Raw genomic sequence first — 18,198 nt, forward strand, 5'->3', positions numbered from 1 at the left:
CATACTGAAGTACAAGCACTAACAATTTCCATCAAAAGGGCTTTTCAGTTTATTTACCCCTCTAAATGCAATAAAATAGGGAAAGGCTAATGAGGGAAGCGTATCTTGATTGCTTGTCGACACCATGATTTTGAAGGATACCCAGGTCATGTCAGAAGAAGATAAAAAATATTACGAAATTGGTTCTATAACGAAAGTCTGTACGCTAATCGAAATGCTTTCGACAAGAAAATCATGGGAACTTTCAGAGTTATGCCGTGCAGTCGGCATGCCGAAAACAACGGTACACCGAATGCTGCTGACGCTTGCCGATAACGGATACGTCGTACAAGAAAAACAGCGGGGGGAGTACTCTCTTTCGTTTAAATTATTTTCGATCAGCAGTAGGGTGATTAATCACTCTCAACTGGTGGATATCGCGCGTCCATTCTGCAAAGATCTGTTGGCGGCAATTGATGAAACGGTAAACCTCTGCGTCGTTTCTGGTACAGAGATGCTGATTATCGACAAACAGGTCACCACCCAAACGCTTCGCCAGGATTCCATTATCGGTAGCTCTTTCTCCCTTATTCAGTCAGCTTCCGGGCGCGTGTTTCTTGCGTTCAGTGATGAGAATGAAGTCAATAAAACGCTTCAGCTAATCGATAATAAAAACATCCCCATCCCTGAGCGTGAATCTCTGCTCAAAGAAATTGAGAAAATTCGTAAAGTCGGCATCGCTCACGATTATGAAGAGGTTTTCCAGGGCGTCCGTTGTATCGCAGCACCGGTCTTTAATTATGAAGATACTGTAGTTGCAACGCTCAGCATTTCGATACCCGTTGTTCGTCTTGATAAAACAACTGCGGCGAATATTGAGCAACAGCTTCTCACGACCGTTGGTCGAATATCACAACGTCTTGGAGCCTCAACGGCTGTTTTATCAAAACTGTTTATGTGAAAATAACAGCCTCCCTTTATTATCGGCAATCATCTATTTTGATTGCCCTCCCTTATTGCATTTCGAATATCGCTACGCTAGCCCATCCCTCCAGGTGTACTTTAAATACTTCAGATAATCGCTTCTCTAATGAGATGCAGAATACCTAATTACTAATCTACAACTGAATACATTTCCAAAAGCTTTCTCCACCGGAGAAATCAATAAAAGCATGATTAAAATCAAAAAATCATTTATGTATACAATCCTGAACAAATAAATAGCGATCAAGCTCAACACTGTATATTTCAAGTGTTGACACCTCTGAAATATTAGAAATATACTATCATTAATTCGGGACGTCGTAACACAATACGGAATATGATATGATTTTCATTGGCGAATATGCTCCACCAGATCCGCCATTCTTGAGTCATATCATGTATGCATAACAACATAACCTTGATAAGAGCAAGATTATCAGATGGTTATACAAATTTATGACTATTGTCTAAGGAAGCGCTATGTTATCAGCACCACATGCACTCTGTACTTATCGTATGCAAGTCCACCACATCGATCAGGAAACGGCTGATGTATGGACCTTATTTCTGAGCTGCCATGAAGGCTATGAGTATGAACCAGGACAATTTGCATTAGTCAGTATAAATAACAGCGAAACCTTACGAGCTTATACAATTTCCTCCACCCCGGGAATTAGCCCTTATATTGCCTTAACTGTACGACGTTTACCTGATGGGTTAGGTTCTCGTTGGCTCACCGAGCAAGTCAAAGCAGGGGATAACATTTGGTTATCGCAAGCTCAGGGAGATTTCACCTGCGCCCATCACAAGGACAAACGTTATTTGTTTATGGCGGCTGGGTGTGGCGTCACCCCAATTATTTCAATGTGCAGATGGCTGGAGGCTAATCGCCCGCAAACAAACGTACAGGTTATTTACAGCGTACGTTCCCCTGACGATATTATTTTTAATGAGGAGTGGCGGGATCTTCAACGCTGGTTAAAGCTCACGATTTTTGCTGAACAAGGCGCGGAGGGAGATATTTTGTCTGGCCGCGTAACGCAGGAAAAGCTTGCCGAATTAGTCCCCGATCTTGACCAACGTCGGGTCATGGTTTGTGGCCCAGTCCCTTACATGGACCAGGTCGCCGCTGATACTGCTGCGCTAGGTGCCACACAATACGAACAAGAGCAATTTCATGTTCCAGCACTGGCAACTCCTAGTACAGGCGAGAAGCTGTTAAACGTCACCGTCGCTCATCTGGCACAAGAGTTTCACGTACCAGCAGGAGTAACGTTGCTGGAGGCATTAAAGGGAAACAACGTACCGGTCATGGCCATTTGCAACGCAGGCTTCTGTGGTAGCTGTAAAACCCGTGTAATACAGGGCAAACACAGCGTCAGTAGTACAACAACGCTGAGTGCGGACGAAATTGAACAAGGTTATGTTTTAGCCTGTGCGTGCCGCCTTGAAGGGGATGTCGTCGTAGCCTGAATTATTTCGCGGGAGAGTCGCTGCCCTTATTGGGCAATAATTCTACTGTTCAGGCATGCGTAAATTTTATGGCATAGGGAAAAAGGCTAATCAGCTATTTTAAAACTATTCGACACCTGCATTCCCTGCGTCATCGTATTGAAACCCAGGAAGAAAAATGCTGTTAATCAATGAAAAACAAGTCCAGGAAGTCGTGACAATTAAGATGACTCTCCCGGTGTTAAAAAAAGCCTATGAGGATTGTGTAAAAGGTGAGATTTATGCCGGGAATCGGGTTTTTATGCCCGTACGAGGGCAGGAAAACGTAGGCCAGTGGCTGATCGCCAATTTCACCAACGCCCCCTACTTTGGTTCTAAATTCTCGTCGGTATTCCCTGGCAATATTTTTAAGGGCATGCCAAGCGTTATGTCAAAAGTTAGCCTGTACTCAGCTGAGACTGGAGATCTACTGGCCTTAATTGATGCGAACTATCTTACTGCAATAAAAACCGCAGGTAGCGCAGCTATTGCAACCGATGTTCTGGCCAGAAAAGATGCCTGCCGTTTGGGAATTATTGGCTCTGGATTGCAGGCATTCTCACAGGTTCTTGCCATCCAGGAGGTCCGAGAAATCAAAGAGCTATATATTTTTGATATTGCATCAGAAAGAGTTAAGTCATTCATTGAGCATATTAAAAAAGTACAAAACAAGCCTTATCGTATTATTGAGGCACGAACAGCCGACGATTGCGTATCATCCTCCGATATTCTGTGTACCTGCACGACGTCCCTGACCCCCGTATTCTCTGGGTCAAACGTTAAACCGGGTACGCATATTAACGCAATTGGTTCCTTTACCTCTTTCATGCAAGAAATTGATGAGGAAACAGTCGTCAGGTCGGACAAAATTATTACTGAACACGTAGAAGGATTATGGGAAGCAGCTGGAGATATCATCATCCCTTTTGAAAAGGGATTAATAACAGAAGATAAAATCGATGGTTCAATTGGCGATATCCTGACTAACAAAATCTCAGGTCGTGATAATAATCAGCAAATTACCCTCTATGAAAGTGTCGGCTCCGGGGTGCTTGATATTGCGCTCTCCATCGCCGTTTACGATTACTATCATGGAAGCGCTCAGCCCCTCTGCGAACAGTAATGGTATGGATCGAGTTCAGCCCAAATGTAAGCACCTCACTTACTTGCATCATCTGAGTAACGGACGGGCATTGTCTAACAATTGAACAGGCACTGAAGAGTTCCGTTGTCAGACTTGTAGGAAATCAGCGATTGGAGGGATTTGATAACTTATTGATTTTTAATGGTCCCTACAGGATTCGAATATAAGCCTTGCAACCCTTGCTATAACTGGATATTTTTCTGTTCGAAAAACTCAGGAGCCCCCAATTAGGCCCCCAATCGTATTTCGCTGAAAAAACAAACGATTTCGAATCTGATGATTATAACTGTAAATCACTGTGCTGCCAGCATCCCCGGATAGTGCTTCGCTACGATGTTGTTCATCTTATCTACCAGATCCATACGCTTAAACGAGATATGACCACTACCCTTTTGGAAAAGGCGAATAGTGAAGAGATCATCTCCGAATACCTGCAGTAGTGGATTATCGCGAATGAAATCCATCAGTCGGATAGTCACATCGTGCCGGTTATCGGGAATGGTTTTACCATCCAGCAGGAACAACATGCGCTCCAGATCGGCTAACTGGTCACGCCGCCAGCCCCAGCTCAGGCTATAGCGCCATTTATCGTACTTCACCAGATTGTTAACGATAATCTTCTTGCCGAAGTAACAGGGGTTATTGGTTTTGTAATCCCAGCTTAATCCCCTGAACACATTGATGATGCCACGCTCGAAGACCTCCTGTTTGTTGAGATGAAGTTGCTCAAAGGTACTCAGGATATTCGCTTCGCTGATTGCCGGGAGATCGCCCTCTTCGAGGTTTTTAGCCCACTGGCTACGCGCCTCAGCATCCATCAATGTCAGCATCCCTGACTTCAACATCAGATCGCGCCAGATGCTGCAGTCGATATTGCGGGTGATGACTGGCATCGCTTTATCTACAGGTTGCACCAACCAGCAGTCGAAAGAATGGCCCTGCCGCATCGCCCAATGATTAGCTACGTCGCCACCAATCCCGAAAGTAAGTTGGGAAACGTCATCAAGCTGACGAATTAGCGCCTCAATCCGTGTCAGCGCAGCATTACGGCCAGTGACAATACGTTCAATGCTGGTGGAACAAATCACACCGGTGTGCCCGGTTAATACTTCGGGTTCATTAATATTATTTCCGGACATTATTTCTCTCCTTTATAGTCAGAAAAATACCAGCCGGTCAGGGCTGGTGTTTATGTGCTTGCGGGACGCGGTTTGTTTCGTCCAGCTCATCGCTTGCCTGGAGCGCTGACCTGCGGATGTTGCCCTCTGGTAATAGCCGTCACCTCTTTATACGTGTCACGGTTCATCAGCCCCGTTGCTTTCCTGGCCCGGAGGATATCTATGGGTGTGATAAACGGAGACTGCGTCAGGATGCTGAAGCCTGGGCGGTCAGTGCGGACCAGTTCATACTTCTCAACGATAAAATTCAGGGCATCAACCAGCGAGATACCGGCATCAATATGTTGCTGAATGACCTGTTCATCACTGAACGGCGTATCGCTAAGCGTGAGGCCATAGTGTTGTGCCAGCAGGCTGGTCAGCAGGGTCTGCCAGACACTCACCGGAGACGGACGTGACGATGCCGCCCGCATGAGGGGGGATGATTTGGTTTGCATAAGCGTTATCTCTTTAGTGGGAAGATATGTGCGCTGAAGTGCGAAGTATTACGGTGTTATGCCGTGGCGACAGGAGTGGGATAAATCGCGATATAAACATAGCCGTGCGAACCGAGCGTATCGGCCTCGCAGGTCAGACCTTTTGCATACAGCGTGACGCAGTGCTGATGACGGGGATTCAGTTCACCGCTGGTGAGCATTAACTCCAGCTGTTTGAGCAATATCGGGAAAGCCTGGTCAAGATGGCGTAAATCCGCATCACAGAACTGTCCGCTAACATTCGCCCGGTCAGCCAGGTAATGCAGGCGGTTTCCCTCCTGGACCAGACGGGCCCCAAAACACGGGGAGACACTTCGCCTGAGCCCCCACCAGGGTTCGCTGATATCATGCGTTGCTATCGTGGTGTTCTTCGACAAAATGTCGCTCTCCTTAATCGTGAATTAATTCAGGCTTACGCTGCGTAATACGACATACGGGCCGTTGCGGTCCTGGCGGCGCTCTGCGAATACGGCCAGTACACCGCTGATATCTTCCACCTCGCGACCGGCATAGTGGCAGATGCTGCCGGACCATTTATATTTGCCGGTACAGAAGCGAAACAGCCTGGACTGCGAATGCTGTCGGTATATCGCCATTGCCTGACGTTTACTGATAATTTTCATTAATACTCCTCCCTTATAACCAGCCCCGTTCGGCAAACGAGACGATATCCATTCCGCCGATAACGAGGTGGTCCAGGAGACGCACCCCCACAAGGTCCAGAGCATTCTTCAGACGCTCTGTCACCCGTCTGTCAGCCTGACTGGGTTCGGCATGGCCTGAGGGATGGCAGTGCGCGACAATCACCGCTGCCGCATTGTATTTCAGGGAGGCTTTCACCACTTCCCGTGGATGGACTTCGGTATGGCTGATGGTGCCTTTGAACAGCGTTTCGTGCGTAATCATGCGGTGCTGGTTGTCCAGCAGCAGCAGAACAAATGTCTCTCTTTCCTCCATGGTCAGTTGAAGCCGTAACCAGTCACGTACTGAACTGCTGGACGTAAACGATGCGCCGGGCTCGCGTAACTGGCGCTCCAGAAGAGTCAACGCCTCGCGGATGGTCTGTTGTGCGGAGGCTGTCAGTTCATATGCAAACAACGGTAACTGTTTTTCCATGGTGCAGGACCTCAGTCGATGATGTGCATAATGGCGTTGCACTCAGGGTGGTTCAGCGCATAGTCGCGCAGACGGTAATAATGCTCTGTCATGGCATCGCACTCCGTGCGGCAGGCATGGTGGCTGTAAGCCATCAGACAGGCCGCAATACCCGCAGCTTCAGCACTCATTTCAGCGCCGTTACCATTCAGGATATTGAACAGCGACCAGGGACCGTCACTCTCTTCCGGAGCCATGAAAGCACCACCGTTGCTGAGAGTGTAAAAAGCCCAGACGCCACCGCTGTAATCCGCACACAACCGGTCCATCCAGGCAAAGATGCGGGGTTCGAGGGTTATCCACTGCGGGATACGACCAAAATGCTGAGGCCAGAAACGAAGGCGCTGTTCATCTTTAACAGGTATGGCACAAAGAGTGTCTGTCGGAATGGTGTTATCCGTTAATGCGTTGTTCATGATTAATGACTCCGGAAATAAAAAAGCCAGCCGGTCAGGGCTGGCGGGAAAGGCTGAGACTGAAGTCTGGTAAGGTTGGTCAGGACCTGCGGATGCCATAACGTGCGATGTAGCGATTCAGCATCACTCCGGCTTCAGGTTCAAAGTTCCATGCCCGCCAGACCATCACACCTTCGCAACGAATAACCAGACGAAAATGCGTTCCCTGGTCGTCTTCAATGGCGACGTTGTCATATTGCGCTGCGATGCCTGAGGCCTGCTCACGCGTAAACGGGCCGGAGGGAAGGTGTGGGTGAGTTTCGGTGTTCACGGGTATGTCTCTCCTCGTCGAAGTCATTCCTGTCCCAGCAGTTCGAGCATATTCTCTGCCATCACCCACAGCGCACGATTAAGTTTCACATCGCCGTCGATACCGTTCACAGCACGGGTACGGTTGCTTCGTCCTTGTGCAGTGCGTCCCGCCAGTCCTCCCTTCATCAGGTTCTCCTGCACCCGCTGGTACACCGTCCAGAGGTCGTCACTGCGGTCTTCGTAACGTCGTGGCGTCAGTATCTGAGCGGTAGTGACGGGCTGGTGGTCTTCACCAAAACGATAGTGGAGAGCAGCCCTCGCCATCGCCTGCTGCGCTGGTGGTGGTAACAGAGCCGACTGCATGGCATCACGTTTCTCCTCAACCCGGTCAAATATCCCCAGTACCTCGTAAGCCCCTTCAATAACTTTCTCCACCACATCCCCTTTATGCGGCACCCGTACTTCGCCGAATGACTGCCCGCAGACCAGTCCGTTGGTACAGACGCCACGAAACAGTCCCGGCAACATCTGATAGCTGGATGAGCCATCGTGTGAATTGAGGAGGATAATTTCGGGAACCTGCTGGCCGGTGAGTTGTCCGGCACGACGCAGGCGCAACATGTGTTTGGTGTGCTCCCGTCTGCTCTGGTCACGTACGCGGGTCTGGCAGGCAAAAAAAGGCTCAAAACCTTCCCGCTGCAGATTATCAAGAATAGTGATGGTCGGTATCCAGGTATATCGGTCACTGCGGGATTCGTGTTTATTCTCACTAAAAACACTGGGGACGTAATGCATCAATTCTTCACGGGTTAACGGGCGGTCGCGCCGTACCTGATTTACCCGTCCAAAACGACTGGCTAGTTTCATGATGAGCTCCTTAATTTATCTGTTTGTACCAAACCGCTTAACCTTCAAGAATAGATATATCCTTCGAGGGATAACGGATTTTCGCCAAAGTAATATAGGTTCAAACTCATCCATAACTTAATAAAAAGCCCAAACATTATATGTGATAAGTCCAGAGCAATTTGATGGCTAAAAAGGTATAAAAATCATGAATATCGTTAATTCCTTCCTTTATTGCAATTTCAACCCCTGACTAAAGAACAGTGGCGTTTGTCTATGTATGTATATAGATGTGTATATAGATTACTGATACATATCAATGCATTTAAATTAACATCTGTAGATTAATAAACATGAGAACACATGTAATTCAATACATTGAAACCAACAAACATTTCATCACTAATAAAACAACGCTCATGCATATAACTCGGCAAGTAAACATATACCGTATGTATAATGCATATGAACAATACAAGCGTAGAGAAAGTGATTTAATTAAATAATCAGCTCTACTACGACTAACACTTTCGAAATATAAAAAAGGAAACAAATAGTATGTACGAATATATCACCTCTCACGGAAAATTGAATCAATACCATTTAAAGAAAATAGAACAAACTATTGATAAAGCATTGAGTGAACACCCAAGAGTATTGGCTGTAAGAATAGATTTACATACTCCTGCTCTCAAGCCATTAAATGACATGCCTGATGAGGCTAATTTCGCAAGGACAGATTCATCAGTAATATCCCGCTTTACGGATTCTCTGAAAGCAAAAATTTCACATTATCTTAACAAGCGGGAGAAAGAGGGAAAGCGAGTTCGTAAGACATCATTACGCGTTGTCTGGGCCAGAGAGTTTGCACCTGATTCACATAAAAAACATTATCACGTATTACTTTTACTCAACGGGGACACTTTCAATACACTGGGAGCGTACGATAGTAAAAAAGGTACACTCCTCCGCCTTATACGTGAGTCATGGATGAGTGCTGTCAGTTTCATTTATCCCCCCGATAAAGAGTTAGTCCACACACCCAGCAATCCTTGTTATTACCTGAATGCAAAGGATGGCAAGAAAAGTGAGTCATATGGCTCACTGATTTACCGGACAAGTTACTTTGCAAAAAAGAAAAGCAAATGCTTTACAGATGGTGAACGTAATTTTGGATGTAGCTTTAAATAATGGCATCACAAATTATCTATTTCCCCATGGGTAAAACAGACCAGAACAGAGCTGTTCATGACTCATATCTGTACAGTATCAGGTAGCAAAGCAATCCTGACTAAAAATAATATCAATCCAAATAAAACCAATTTAGTCCAATGGTCTGCCGGAGTATTCCAAATAGCAGATGGGTATCATATTCTTGGTCCTGCAGTGTACCTGCCAGTAAAAATTAACATATGAGAGGTCGAATATGAGTGTTGGAGTTGTAAAAGACAAAAAGGCTACTTACCCAGTAGAATACTTCCCTCAAATAATGCGGAATGCAATTGAATCTGTAGTAAGGGATGTTCAGGCTCCTCCGGAACTTGTGGGTACCGCTATATTGGGTATTGCATCACTTGCGTTGCAGGGGTTAAAAAAAATTCGTTATCCTGACGGGCGAGTCAGGCCCCTCTCCTTATATCTTACCGTGATTGCAGACTCAGGAGAGCGGAAAACTGCTGTATATAACGTGGTAGGTCAACCTGTCTTTGCATTTGAGAAAGCCTGCCGAAAGAAACATGAAATGCTAATAGTTGATTACAATGCAGAACTTCAATCATGGAAGGTACAGGAACAATCCATATTGAAGAGTATCTGACCTGCTCCCCGTTGATTAGTACACCCCGATGTTAGTAATGTCTTCATAAGCCACATGAGGACATCCCCATGAAGAAGCGTTTTTCCGACGAACAGATCATCAGTATTCTCCGCGAAGCCGAAGCTGGGGTACCCGCCCGTGAACTCTGCCGCAAGCATGCCATTTCCGATGCCACGTTTTACACCTGGCGTAAGAAGTATGGCGGTATGGAGGTGCCTGAAGTTAAGCGCCTGAAGTCGCTTGAGGAAGAGAACACCAGACTCAAGAAGCTGCTTGCCGAAGCCATGCTGGATAAAGAGGCGCTTCAGGTGGCTCTTGGGCGAAAGTACTGACGACAGACCAGAAGCGGGAAGCCGTGATGTTGATGTGTGATGCGACCGGTCTGTCGCAACGTCGTGCCTGCAGGCTTACAGGTTTATCCCTGTCGACCTGCCGCTATGAGGCTCACCGTCCGGCTGCTGATGCGCATTTATCAGGGCGCATCACTGAGCTGGCACTGGAGCGCAGGCGTTTTGGCTACCGTCGTATTTGGCAGTTGCTGCGCCGTGAAGGGCTTCATGTTAATCATAAGCGCGTGTACCGGCTTTATCACCTCAGTGGCCTGGGCGTAAAACGCAGAAGACGTCGTAAAGGGCTGGCAACAGAACGTCTGCCGCTGCTCCGTCCGGCGGCGCCCAATCTGACCTGGTCGATGGATTTCGTCATGGACGCACTTTCCACCGGTCGCAGGATCAAGTGTCTTACCTGCGTCGATGATTTCACAAAGGAATGCCTGACGGTCACTGTTGCCTTTGGGATTTCAGGCGTTCAGGTCACGCGTATTCTGGACAGCATTGCACTGTTTCGAGGCTATCCGGCGACGATAAGAACTGACCAGGGGCCGGAGTTCACTTGCCGTGCACTGGATCAATGGGCCTTTGAGCATGGTGTTGAGTTGCGCTTAATCCAGCCGGGCAAGCCAACGCAGAACGGATTTATTGAGAGCTTTAACGGACGATTTCGCGATGAATGTTTGAATGAGCACTGGTTCAGCGATATCGTTCATGCCAGGAAAATTATTAATGACTGGCGGCAGGATTATAACGAATGCCGCCCGCACTCCACGCTGAATTATCAGACACCGTCTGAATTTGCAGCGGGCTGGAGAAAGGGTCATTCTGAGAATGAAGATTCCGACGTTACTAACTGAGTGTTGTATCTAATCGTGGGGGCAGGTCATATCCGCAAGAAAACGGAGAAAGGTGTCAGCATTGAAAGTGAAAATGAGCGGCTGAAGCTCCATTACAGAATAAAACCGAAAAGTCCTGTTCTGCCTAAGATGATTTACAACGATACTACCCCTGAGGCTTTACAGTCGGGATTATACAACAATATACCTTCTGCGAGCCTGATGTCAGATGAAGCAGGGGTATTCTTTAAGGGAAGAGCTAAGAGTAATTTAGGTTTTTTAAACCAGTTATGGGATGGCTCTTCATTCGATGTAGAACGCAAAACAGGCAGTTTCACTGTAGATGATTGCATGTTCACCATCTTACTAATGATCCAGACAGATGAATTCGAAAAATATGTTAAAAAACAAGGGGATTATGCAGTGGGTTCCGGTTTTTTCTCTCGATTCATGATTACCGGAGTCACCTCTATGCAAGGGCGCAGGGACACGAAGACAGTACAAAATGCAGGAGGAGATAGCCTGAGATTATTTCATGAAAAAATCGAAGAGGCGCTATCCAGTTTTGAAGAAATGTGTAACAGTGGTACTGTTACACATGATTACTATACACTCTCAGAACAAGCTCAGACTGCTTTATCCGAGTACCAGAAAAAGGCTGAAGACGCTATAATTCAACACAAAGACAAATCCCCTCTTTTTGAAGGCATGTTTTCTAAATTCTCAGAAAACCTTATAAGAGTGGCTGCCTTATTTGAATATTTCGACGGTGACAATTCAGGAGTTATTTCCTCAAAGAATGTTGTAAACGCCTCAAAGATTGTGATTTTTTATTATTCTTACTTACTAACTTCGGGTGGTTTACGTAGTGAAACAGTGGATCAGAATGCTGATTTACTCTATGCCTGGCTGGTCTCTCGCAAAGATAACTACTATAGTTATACCACCCATATAAACAAAATGGAAATAAGAAGAAAAGGACCTTATAAATTGAGAAATAAAATCAAACTCAACGCCGCTTTAGAATTCCTTGAACAAGAAGGAAAAGTGGGTATTCAGAAATTGAGAAACAACAATGGAACTATGGGCGAAACAATCGTTATCAATCGATAACCACAGATAAAGGGCTGCTATTGTCTGCTACTGGTAGCAGACAATAGCAGTAATTCACTCATATAAAAAACATCACCAGTTATAAACATTTGACTCTTAGTGACTCCCCAGCATTGAGGTGTTGATATTTATATGTTCTATTTTCTCAACCCCCTCCTTTCAACTCATTTATTTTCATCATTGAATAATAGGCCTCAAATGACAGCTGACAATGAGTCGTTTTATTATCGAGTTCGGTGACCGCCCGAGCAATCACCTTTAATACGATGGCAGTTACACAGAATTACGGACAGGCTCCACATCTAACACTCTGAAAATCATTTTCATTCGCTTATTTTCATCAGTTATCTCTTTACAACATCAGCGAAAGCATTCTTCAATTCGATGTCATTTCTAGACCAGTCGCTAATGGTCCTATATAATTTATCCCATGATGTCCAATTACTATTTTTATGGAAATCAAGTTCAATAAACTTAGAAATCTCTTCCTCTAAAGAATTAATAGCAGCAGCTTTACTTTTCCACCCGTCTTCAGGCTTATTTTTCTTTAATAGCCTAATGACTTCATCCTTGACTGGCCTGTAGTTCTGCGACTTTCTTTTACCACCGAGGCTTGCTGCTTCTCGTTTTAACTTATTAGACTCTTCTTTAAATTCTACCATTTCCAGAGCCCAGCAGGCTCCATTCCACATGTTTATCAAATTTAGTGCCATCAAAACATATTTACGGCCTTCAGCTTTGCGGCCCTGTCTGTACCGAGATATTCCCCATTTATGCGATGCAAAAGCGCATTCCAGAAGCTTGCTGGGTGTACCCGTCCACATAGCTTGAGACTTCATACTGCTTATGTACTCTTCAACAGTACGTTCCCTGTAAGCATGTTTGTAAGGCTGAATCCTGCATTTTTGGTAATCAGTAATGGCAGTATGGGCATCTTTCTCGAGCTTACGCACCATCTCTTCGCCAGAACACGGCTCAAAGTGAGTGGAAGTTTTCACTTTCACTACCGCTTTCTCAAACTCATTTAAAACCTCTTCAAAAAGGATATCAAAGTCGTTATTTTTCATTTAGTTACCAAAAAGTGAATGTGAAGTAGTAAAGCTAAAAAAATACTTTATGAAGACAGCTTTTTCGATACTAACCCTCGCATTAATATAAGAACCAATCTAAAGCAATCAAGAGCAATGAACCATGTCTACACAAGATATGAAGATTTTAAGGTTACCTGAAGTAGTCGAGAAAGCCGGGATCAAAAGATCCACCATATACGACTGGCTGAATCCAAAATCACCGCGATATGATCCAACTTTTCCAATCCAGCGTCGGCTGGGCACTAAATCAGTGGGCTGGCTGGAGTCAGAACTGGACGACTGGCTAAATAATCGCCCGATATCAATCTGATATTGTAGATGTAATGCTTACACAATCTATTCAATTTTTATTGCTGTTGTCAGAGCAACTCACGTCAGCATATGGGTAGATTAAGGCTAGATACAAAAATAACTGTTAATTCATAATCCATCATGAATGATGAGATTTATAATATCCGAATATTATTTTTCTTCGCACAGTTATATTTTAAAGGTAAAGTTTAGAAAAAAATCAGTCTAAGCTTCAAACAAATCCAGATATTGTATATTTACCGAAAGAGAGTTAATAATGAAAGAACATGCATCAGTATTTAATCATAAAAATAATAATCACATGTCAGATACAGACCTCACAAAAGATCGCCTCGTTAATATGACCTTTATTACTGCTTACACTGGATTAACAGACAAATGGTTTTATAAACTCATCAAGGACGGTGAATTCCCGAAGCCGATTAAATTGGGCAGCAGCTCTCGCTGGACTGAAAGCGAAGTAAAGTCGTGGTTAAAACAGCGTATGGAAAAATCAAGAGGAAACTAACCATGCATGCAAAACGTATTGACTACACTAACCGACGGACTCACTCCACTCAAGATACTACCGCAAACAAACGGTCCCGTTGTATCTGTAACCAATGCAAACGTCAGTATTGTGGGGCTAAGCCCTGCCCATTTTGTTATCGGATAATAGGAGAATCTCACTAAATTCCTTTGATGCCCACTAAGCAGCCCAACACTTAATCACAATAGGTTTAACATACATCTGAGGTGTCATTCAAGATGGCTCAAATATAAATACCTGTGAGTATTAAGCGTTATCCAGAATAGTTTAAAGTTGAAGCAGTCAGACAGGTTGTTAATAGCGGTCATTCTATTTCCGACGTTGCAATACGTCTCGGTATCACCACCCAAAGTTTTCACGCCTAGATAAAGAGGCACCTTCAACGCCACAGAATGATGCTAATGCAGGTTCGTTTTTCATGCGTTCGGGGTTGTCACCTGCAATTGTCCCTAGTGTTGCTGCCGTCAGTGGCACTACACCAAACTGACAGCGGAGGTTACCGGCACTCGCCAACGGTACTGCCATCCTTCTCAGTTAGGGGTAAAGACGGTTTACAAATACTTTACGGCGACCATTAGCCATCCAAAACATAGGTAGTTTTGCAGAGGTACGATGTTTAGGATAATAAGCGTTTTGGTTATGGGAATGGTCTGGTTGTGAAAGGCAAGAAAGCAATAAGTTTCAAGAAATTTTTAACTATTAATAGCAATCTGGTTCATGTATCGGATACCTGGTCTGATTTACGGGCGGTAATTTTTTATACTGGTCAAAGTGTTGGTAGATTGATTGATCTTCGTTATACAGACATTGAAAGAGGTTCTGCTTATCTGCGAGTGAAAGGAAGAATAAAAGCAAAACGGATTGAGTTAAGCGCGCCTGTTTGCGCGATACTGGAACGTAGAAGAGAGACGTATCCTCAAGATGTTTTTGTGTTTCAGAGCCATTCAAACCGCGTTAAAAACCGTGACAGCCCAGTTACCGTGATTGCTTTTAATGCTGCTTTAAGAAAGGTTAGCAAGTTAGCTACTGGTGAACTTGTCAGTAGTAAAAATGCTCGTAAGGTTGTCGTTTGATCGCCTCACCCGATAGCGCATGCAAAAAATACCGAGCAAGGAGTGATTAAGTATGCTCATGCAAGGTAATTTGTGCCAGGACACCCAGCAGTTTATGAGAGCGTAATTCAGATGTTCTTTTACCGCTCGGGGAGAGCAAAATGAACATCAAACGAGGCTGTATCCCTTAATTACATAACCTTCTGTAAAACAGCCGGATACACCCCTGTTTCACCATCGCCAGATAATTCCTCGCCATTTTGACGTAACGTGTGGCAATGCAGCGGTATTCTTTCAGGCACCCAAAACACCGCTCAACAACGTTGCGATTGCGGTAGGCATCTCGATTAAGTTGTGAACGACTATCTGCTGCCATTATTTTATTGGTTTTTCGGGGGAGACCGTTTTTTATCCCCTTTCTTTTCAGTTCTTGATGTAATATATGTTCGGAGTAAGCTTTGTCAGCCAGCACTGCATGGCCATGACGCTTCATGCTGCCGTTCTGGTGTTGTATACCAATACCGTCCAGAAGACGTTGTGCAAGCTGGCTTTCGTGAGCCTGACCGGGACTCAGTATGATATTTAACGGCAGACCACTTCCGTCTGTCGCCAAATGGATTTTGGTGCCAAAACCACCGCGAGAGCGACCCAGCCCATTATCTCCGGCGATATCGGAATGTTTATTTTTGCACCGGCGGCGCACCTGAGTACCCGGATATTACTGCCATCCAGCGCAGTCGTGGACCAGTCAACGAGACCATGAGCATCAAGAGAAGAAAGTAATCTGTTGAAAATAATGTTAATTGCTCCCGATTTAGACCATCGGTTAAAACGGTTATAAAAGGTCTTCCTTGGGCCATATCGCTCAGGCAAATCGCGCCAGCAATGGCGCGAGGGAAAGCTGCTATTATCTTCTTCAGAGAGTCTTCAGCTACTTCCTGTGACTCTCGATACTGCTGCCGTCGTTGCATAACCCTGTTTCCGGACACGATAAAGACAATGAACGCCTACTGACGCTCATCCTAAATAAGCGTTCCAAATAGTAGATCACTTTAGGGGAACTCAGCCCGGATTGTGCGATCTGATCAATTGCCAAAAAGAAACAAACCACCAACCGGACTGAGCGATGCCGATCATAGCACCCATCCCCCGCGCTGAACGACGCCTGATGCAGAAAACTATCCATAAAACGCGTGACAAAAATCATGCGCGCAGACTCACTGCTCTGCTGATGTTGCACCGGGGCGATCGTGTCAGTGACGTAGCCAGAACACTCTGTTGTGCCCGTTCATCCGTCGGCCGCTGGATTAACTGGTTCACGCTGTCGGGAGTTGAAGGCCTGAAATCATTACCCGCAGGACGTTCCCGTCGCTGGCCATTTGAGCATATATGCACATTATTACGTGAACTGATAAAACACACGCCGGGCGATTTTGGTTATCAGCGTTCCCGTTGGAGTACGGAACTGATGGCAATAAAAATCAGAGAGATAACAGGCTGCTGCCTGCATGCTTCGACGGTGCGTCGCTGGTTACCCGCCGCCGGTCTGGTGTGGCGCAGAACCGCGCCCACACTGCATATTCGCGACCCGCACAAAGATGAAAAAATGGCGGCAATCCACAAAGCGCTGGACGAATGTAGTGCAGAGCATCCGGTGTTTTACGAAGATGAGGTGGATATCCATCTCAATCCTAAAATCGGTGCAGACTGGCAGAGACGGGGCCATCAGAAACGCGTTGCCACACCGGGGCAGAACGAAAAATATTATCTAGCGGGAGCACTCCACAGCAGTAGCGGCCGGGTCAGTTATGTGGGTGGCAGCAGTAAAAGTTCGGTGCTGTTCATCGCCCTACTAAAACACCTGAAAGCGACTTACCGGCGGGCAAAAACCATCACGTTAATCGTTGATAACTATATTATTCACAAGAGCAGAGAAACGCTGCGTTGGCTGAAGTGCAACCCGAAGTTCAGAGTCATTTATCAACCTGTTTACTCGCCGTGGGTTAATCACATTGAAAGGCTATGGCAGGCGCTGCACGAAACCATCACCCGGAATCATCAGTGCCGGTCAATGTGGAAACTGTTGAAAAAAGTACGCCACTTTATGGAAACCGTCAGTCCATTTCCCGGTGGCAAACACGGACTGGTAAAAGTGTAGCGATATTAGGATCACTTATTTAGACTCAGAATGGCTGTTGGATCCGCTATGAGCGAGATATAATCATTTGCACCCTGGGAATTACACTTTGAAGTGATTCAGGATATGTGCTTACTGGTTACGGATATTGAGCGAGAATCATGTGATGATCGCCGCTTTTCTTTCGAACCTGTACCAGTATCATGCCGAAACCTGACAGGTTAACGGCAGTGAAGCACCTTGCGGAAACCTTCGAACACTATAACGAATGGCATCCGCCCAGTGCGCCGGGATATCGTTCGCCACGGGAATATATACAGCGTCGGACCAGTACTGGGTTAAGTGATAAAAGATCTATGGAAATATAGGGGCCAATCCGCTGAGTTACATTCGAAAAATCAGCACCCTGTGTTTAAAAGTATTCTTTCATCACGGATTTTCTTTTCAGTCTGTGAGTTTTGTAATAAACCAAATAGGTTAACAATATGAAATCTGGTATAATCTTAGAGTAAACAGAAGGAGGACATGATGATCTATCTATGGACTTTTCTTACAATTAGTATATTGTCCGTGAGTGGCTACGTCTGGCAGGTCATGGGGGTTGTCGCATCTGTCAGCTCTTTTATTGGAATGGTCATTCTGGCAATATTAATATATTATACTACCTTATGGTTGACTGATGGAAATGAAATGATCACGGGTTTTTTCCTTTTCCTGTCACCAGCCTGTGGTTTGATTTTCCGGTTTATGGTGGGATATGGTAAGCGGTAAAATGAGTGCTGCAGCCTGGTAAAGCATTCAGCCACTGCTTGTCTCCTTTATTATTTCAAGATTCATTGAGTTAAGTGCTGCTCCACCTGATTTTTACGGCTTGCATCCCCTTTACTCCTCCCGGCAGGATTTAATGTTCATTTTTGCGTTATTGAATAAATCATTTCTGGAGCAGTTTTCCCCGTTTAGATGGTTGTCTGCCCGGAGCCTATAATTACAGGTCCTGAGCAGAAACCTCAGTTAATGTGG

The 18,198-nt window shown here is 45.4% G+C and carries 21 protein-coding genes and 3 pseudogenes; 14 read left to right on the top strand and 10 right to left on the bottom strand.

Going from position 1 to position 18,198, the window contains the following annotated elements; translation table 11 throughout:
• Positions 1-148 precede the first annotated feature (148 nt).
• From HV213_RS21325 to HV213_RS21335, 3 genes are all read left to right on the top strand, one after another.
• On the top strand, positions 149-940 hold the full coding sequence (locus HV213_RS21325; protein ID WP_181483221.1) for an IclR family transcriptional regulator: 792 nt from the start codon (positions 149-151) through the stop codon (positions 938-940).
• 503 nt (positions 941-1,443) lie between these two features.
• Positions 1,444-2,436, top strand: coding sequence for an NADH oxidoreductase (gene hcr / locus HV213_RS21330; protein WP_181483222.1), 993 nt, complete (start codon positions 1,444-1,446; stop codon positions 2,434-2,436).
• 157 nt (positions 2,437-2,593) lie between these two features.
• Positions 2,594-3,577, top strand: coding sequence for an ornithine cyclodeaminase family protein (locus HV213_RS21335; protein WP_181483223.1), 984 nt, complete (start codon positions 2,594-2,596; stop codon positions 3,575-3,577).
• Between the two features lie 314 nt (positions 3,578-3,891).
• Here HV213_RS21335 and HV213_RS21340 read toward each other — a convergent pair whose 3' ends face one another.
• From HV213_RS21340 to HV213_RS21375, 8 genes are all read right to left on the bottom strand, one after another.
• A complete protein-coding gene (locus tag HV213_RS21340) occupies positions 3,892-4,737 on the bottom strand; it encodes a DUF4942 domain-containing protein (protein ID WP_065805890.1) in 846 nt (281 codons plus the stop codon).
• Positions 4,738-4,823: 86 nt separating this feature from the next.
• Positions 4,824-5,213, bottom strand: coding sequence for a TA system toxin CbtA family protein (locus tag HV213_RS21345; protein ID WP_065805889.1), 390 nt, complete (start codon positions 5,211-5,213; stop codon positions 4,824-4,826).
• 56 nt (positions 5,214-5,269) lie between these two features.
• Positions 5,270-5,629 (bottom strand): type IV toxin-antitoxin system YeeU family antitoxin, encoded by a 360-nt coding sequence (locus HV213_RS21350; protein WP_065805888.1) that lies wholly within the window; start codon positions 5,627-5,629, stop codon positions 5,270-5,272.
• Between the two features lie 24 nt (positions 5,630-5,653).
• Positions 5,654-5,875, bottom strand: coding sequence for a DUF987 domain-containing protein (locus HV213_RS21355; protein ID WP_065805887.1), 222 nt, complete (start codon positions 5,873-5,875; stop codon positions 5,654-5,656).
• A 13-nt stretch (positions 5,876-5,888) separates the two neighbouring features.
• Positions 5,889-6,368: a RadC family protein gene (radC, locus tag HV213_RS21360; RefSeq protein ID WP_065805886.1), complete on the bottom strand. Its 480-nt coding sequence runs from the start codon at positions 6,366-6,368 to the stop codon at positions 5,889-5,891.
• Positions 6,369-6,379: 11 nt separating this feature from the next.
• Complete coding sequence (locus tag HV213_RS21365; RefSeq protein WP_065805885.1) at positions 6,380-6,823, bottom strand: antirestriction protein; 444 nt, start codon at positions 6,821-6,823, stop codon at positions 6,380-6,382.
• 79 nt (positions 6,824-6,902) lie between these two features.
• The gene (locus HV213_RS21370) at positions 6,903-7,133 is read right to left on the bottom strand and encodes a DUF905 domain-containing protein (RefSeq protein ID WP_087776359.1); all 231 of its coding nucleotides are present in this window, start codon (positions 7,131-7,133) and stop codon (positions 6,903-6,905) included.
• 23 nt (positions 7,134-7,156) lie between these two features.
• Positions 7,157-7,981: a DUF932 domain-containing protein gene (locus HV213_RS21375; RefSeq protein ID WP_044349280.1), complete on the bottom strand. Its 825-nt coding sequence runs from the start codon at positions 7,979-7,981 to the stop codon at positions 7,157-7,159.
• Between the two features lie 537 nt (positions 7,982-8,518).
• Here HV213_RS21375 and HV213_RS21380 point away from each other — a divergent pair.
• The 4 genes from HV213_RS21380 (at position 8,519) to HV213_RS21395 (ending at position 12,057) form a co-directional block, all read left to right on the top strand.
• Positions 8,519-9,151: an inovirus Gp2 family protein gene (locus tag HV213_RS21380; RefSeq protein ID WP_072032909.1), complete on the top strand. Its 633-nt coding sequence runs from the start codon at positions 8,519-8,521 to the stop codon at positions 9,149-9,151.
• A 235-nt stretch (positions 9,152-9,386) separates the two neighbouring features.
• The gene (locus HV213_RS21385) at positions 9,387-9,776 is read left to right on the top strand and encodes a DUF3987 domain-containing protein (RefSeq protein ID WP_181483224.1); all 390 of its coding nucleotides are present in this window, start codon (positions 9,387-9,389) and stop codon (positions 9,774-9,776) included.
• Between the two features lie 68 nt (positions 9,777-9,844).
• Positions 9,845-10,965 (top strand): IS3-like element ISSen4 family transposase gene (locus tag HV213_RS21390; protein ID WP_085950818.1). Its coding sequence is split into 2 segments (ribosomal slippage): positions 9,845-10,103 and positions 10,103-10,965, totalling 1,122 coding nucleotides; the frame shifts between segments, so codons are not numbered across the junction.
• 15 nt (positions 10,966-10,980) lie between these two features.
• A complete protein-coding gene (locus tag HV213_RS21395; protein WP_181483225.1) occupies positions 10,981-12,057 on the top strand; it encodes a DUF3987 domain-containing protein in 1,077 nt (358 codons plus the stop codon).
• A gap of 344 nt (positions 12,058-12,401) precedes the next feature.
• On the opposite strand, the gene HV213_RS21400 is transcribed toward HV213_RS21395, so the two are convergent.
• Positions 12,402-13,124 (bottom strand): hypothetical protein, encoded by a 723-nt coding sequence (locus tag HV213_RS21400; RefSeq protein ID WP_080491304.1) that lies wholly within the window; start codon positions 13,122-13,124, stop codon positions 12,402-12,404.
• Between the two features lie 124 nt (positions 13,125-13,248).
• Here HV213_RS21400 and HV213_RS21405 point away from each other — a divergent pair, with 124 nt between their 5' ends.
• The 4 genes and pseudogenes from HV213_RS21405 to HV213_RS21415 all read left to right on the top strand — a co-directional run bounded on the left by HV213_RS21405 (position 13,249) and on the right by HV213_RS21415 (position 15,062).
• Positions 13,249-13,458, top strand: coding sequence for a helix-turn-helix transcriptional regulator (locus HV213_RS21405; RefSeq protein ID WP_080491305.1), 210 nt, complete (start codon positions 13,249-13,251; stop codon positions 13,456-13,458).
• A 303-nt stretch (positions 13,459-13,761) separates the two neighbouring features.
• The gene (locus HV213_RS21410) at positions 13,762-13,968 is read left to right on the top strand and encodes a helix-turn-helix transcriptional regulator (RefSeq protein ID WP_080491308.1); all 207 of its coding nucleotides are present in this window, start codon (positions 13,762-13,764) and stop codon (positions 13,966-13,968) included.
• 260 nt (positions 13,969-14,228) lie between these two features.
• A pseudogene (locus HV213_RS33315) lies at positions 14,229-14,351 on the top strand (transposase); the annotation flags it as partial.
• A gap of 294 nt (positions 14,352-14,645) precedes the next feature.
• Entirely contained in the window at positions 14,646-15,062 is a 417-nt protein-coding gene (locus HV213_RS21415) for a site-specific integrase (RefSeq protein ID WP_228288562.1), read from the top strand.
• Positions 15,063-15,228: 166 nt separating this feature from the next.
• On the opposite strand, the pseudogene HV213_RS21420 reads toward HV213_RS21415, so the two are convergent.
• Positions 15,229-15,923 (bottom strand): annotated as a pseudogene (locus HV213_RS21420) (IS5 family transposase); the annotation flags it as partial.
• A 244-nt stretch (positions 15,924-16,167) separates the two neighbouring features.
• Here HV213_RS21420 and HV213_RS21425 point away from each other — a divergent pair.
• The 3 genes and pseudogenes from HV213_RS21425 (at position 16,168) to HV213_RS21435 (ending at position 17,949) form a co-directional block, all read left to right on the top strand.
• Entirely contained in the window at positions 16,168-17,199 is a 1,032-nt protein-coding gene (locus tag HV213_RS21425) for an IS630 family transposase (protein WP_031285562.1), read from the top strand.
• A 164-nt stretch (positions 17,200-17,363) separates the two neighbouring features.
• Positions 17,364-17,546: pseudogene (locus HV213_RS21430) on the top strand (IS3 family transposase); the annotation flags it as partial.
• A 160-nt stretch (positions 17,547-17,706) separates the two neighbouring features.
• Entirely contained in the window at positions 17,707-17,949 is a 243-nt protein-coding gene (locus HV213_RS21435; protein WP_021314401.1) for a YfdY family protein, read from the top strand.
• The last annotated feature ends 249 nt before the right edge of the window (positions 17,950-18,198 follow it).

This window comes from Klebsiella sp. RHBSTW-00484 (assembly GCF_013705725.1).
Classification (GTDB): domain Bacteria; phylum Pseudomonadota; class Gammaproteobacteria; order Enterobacterales; family Enterobacteriaceae; genus Klebsiella.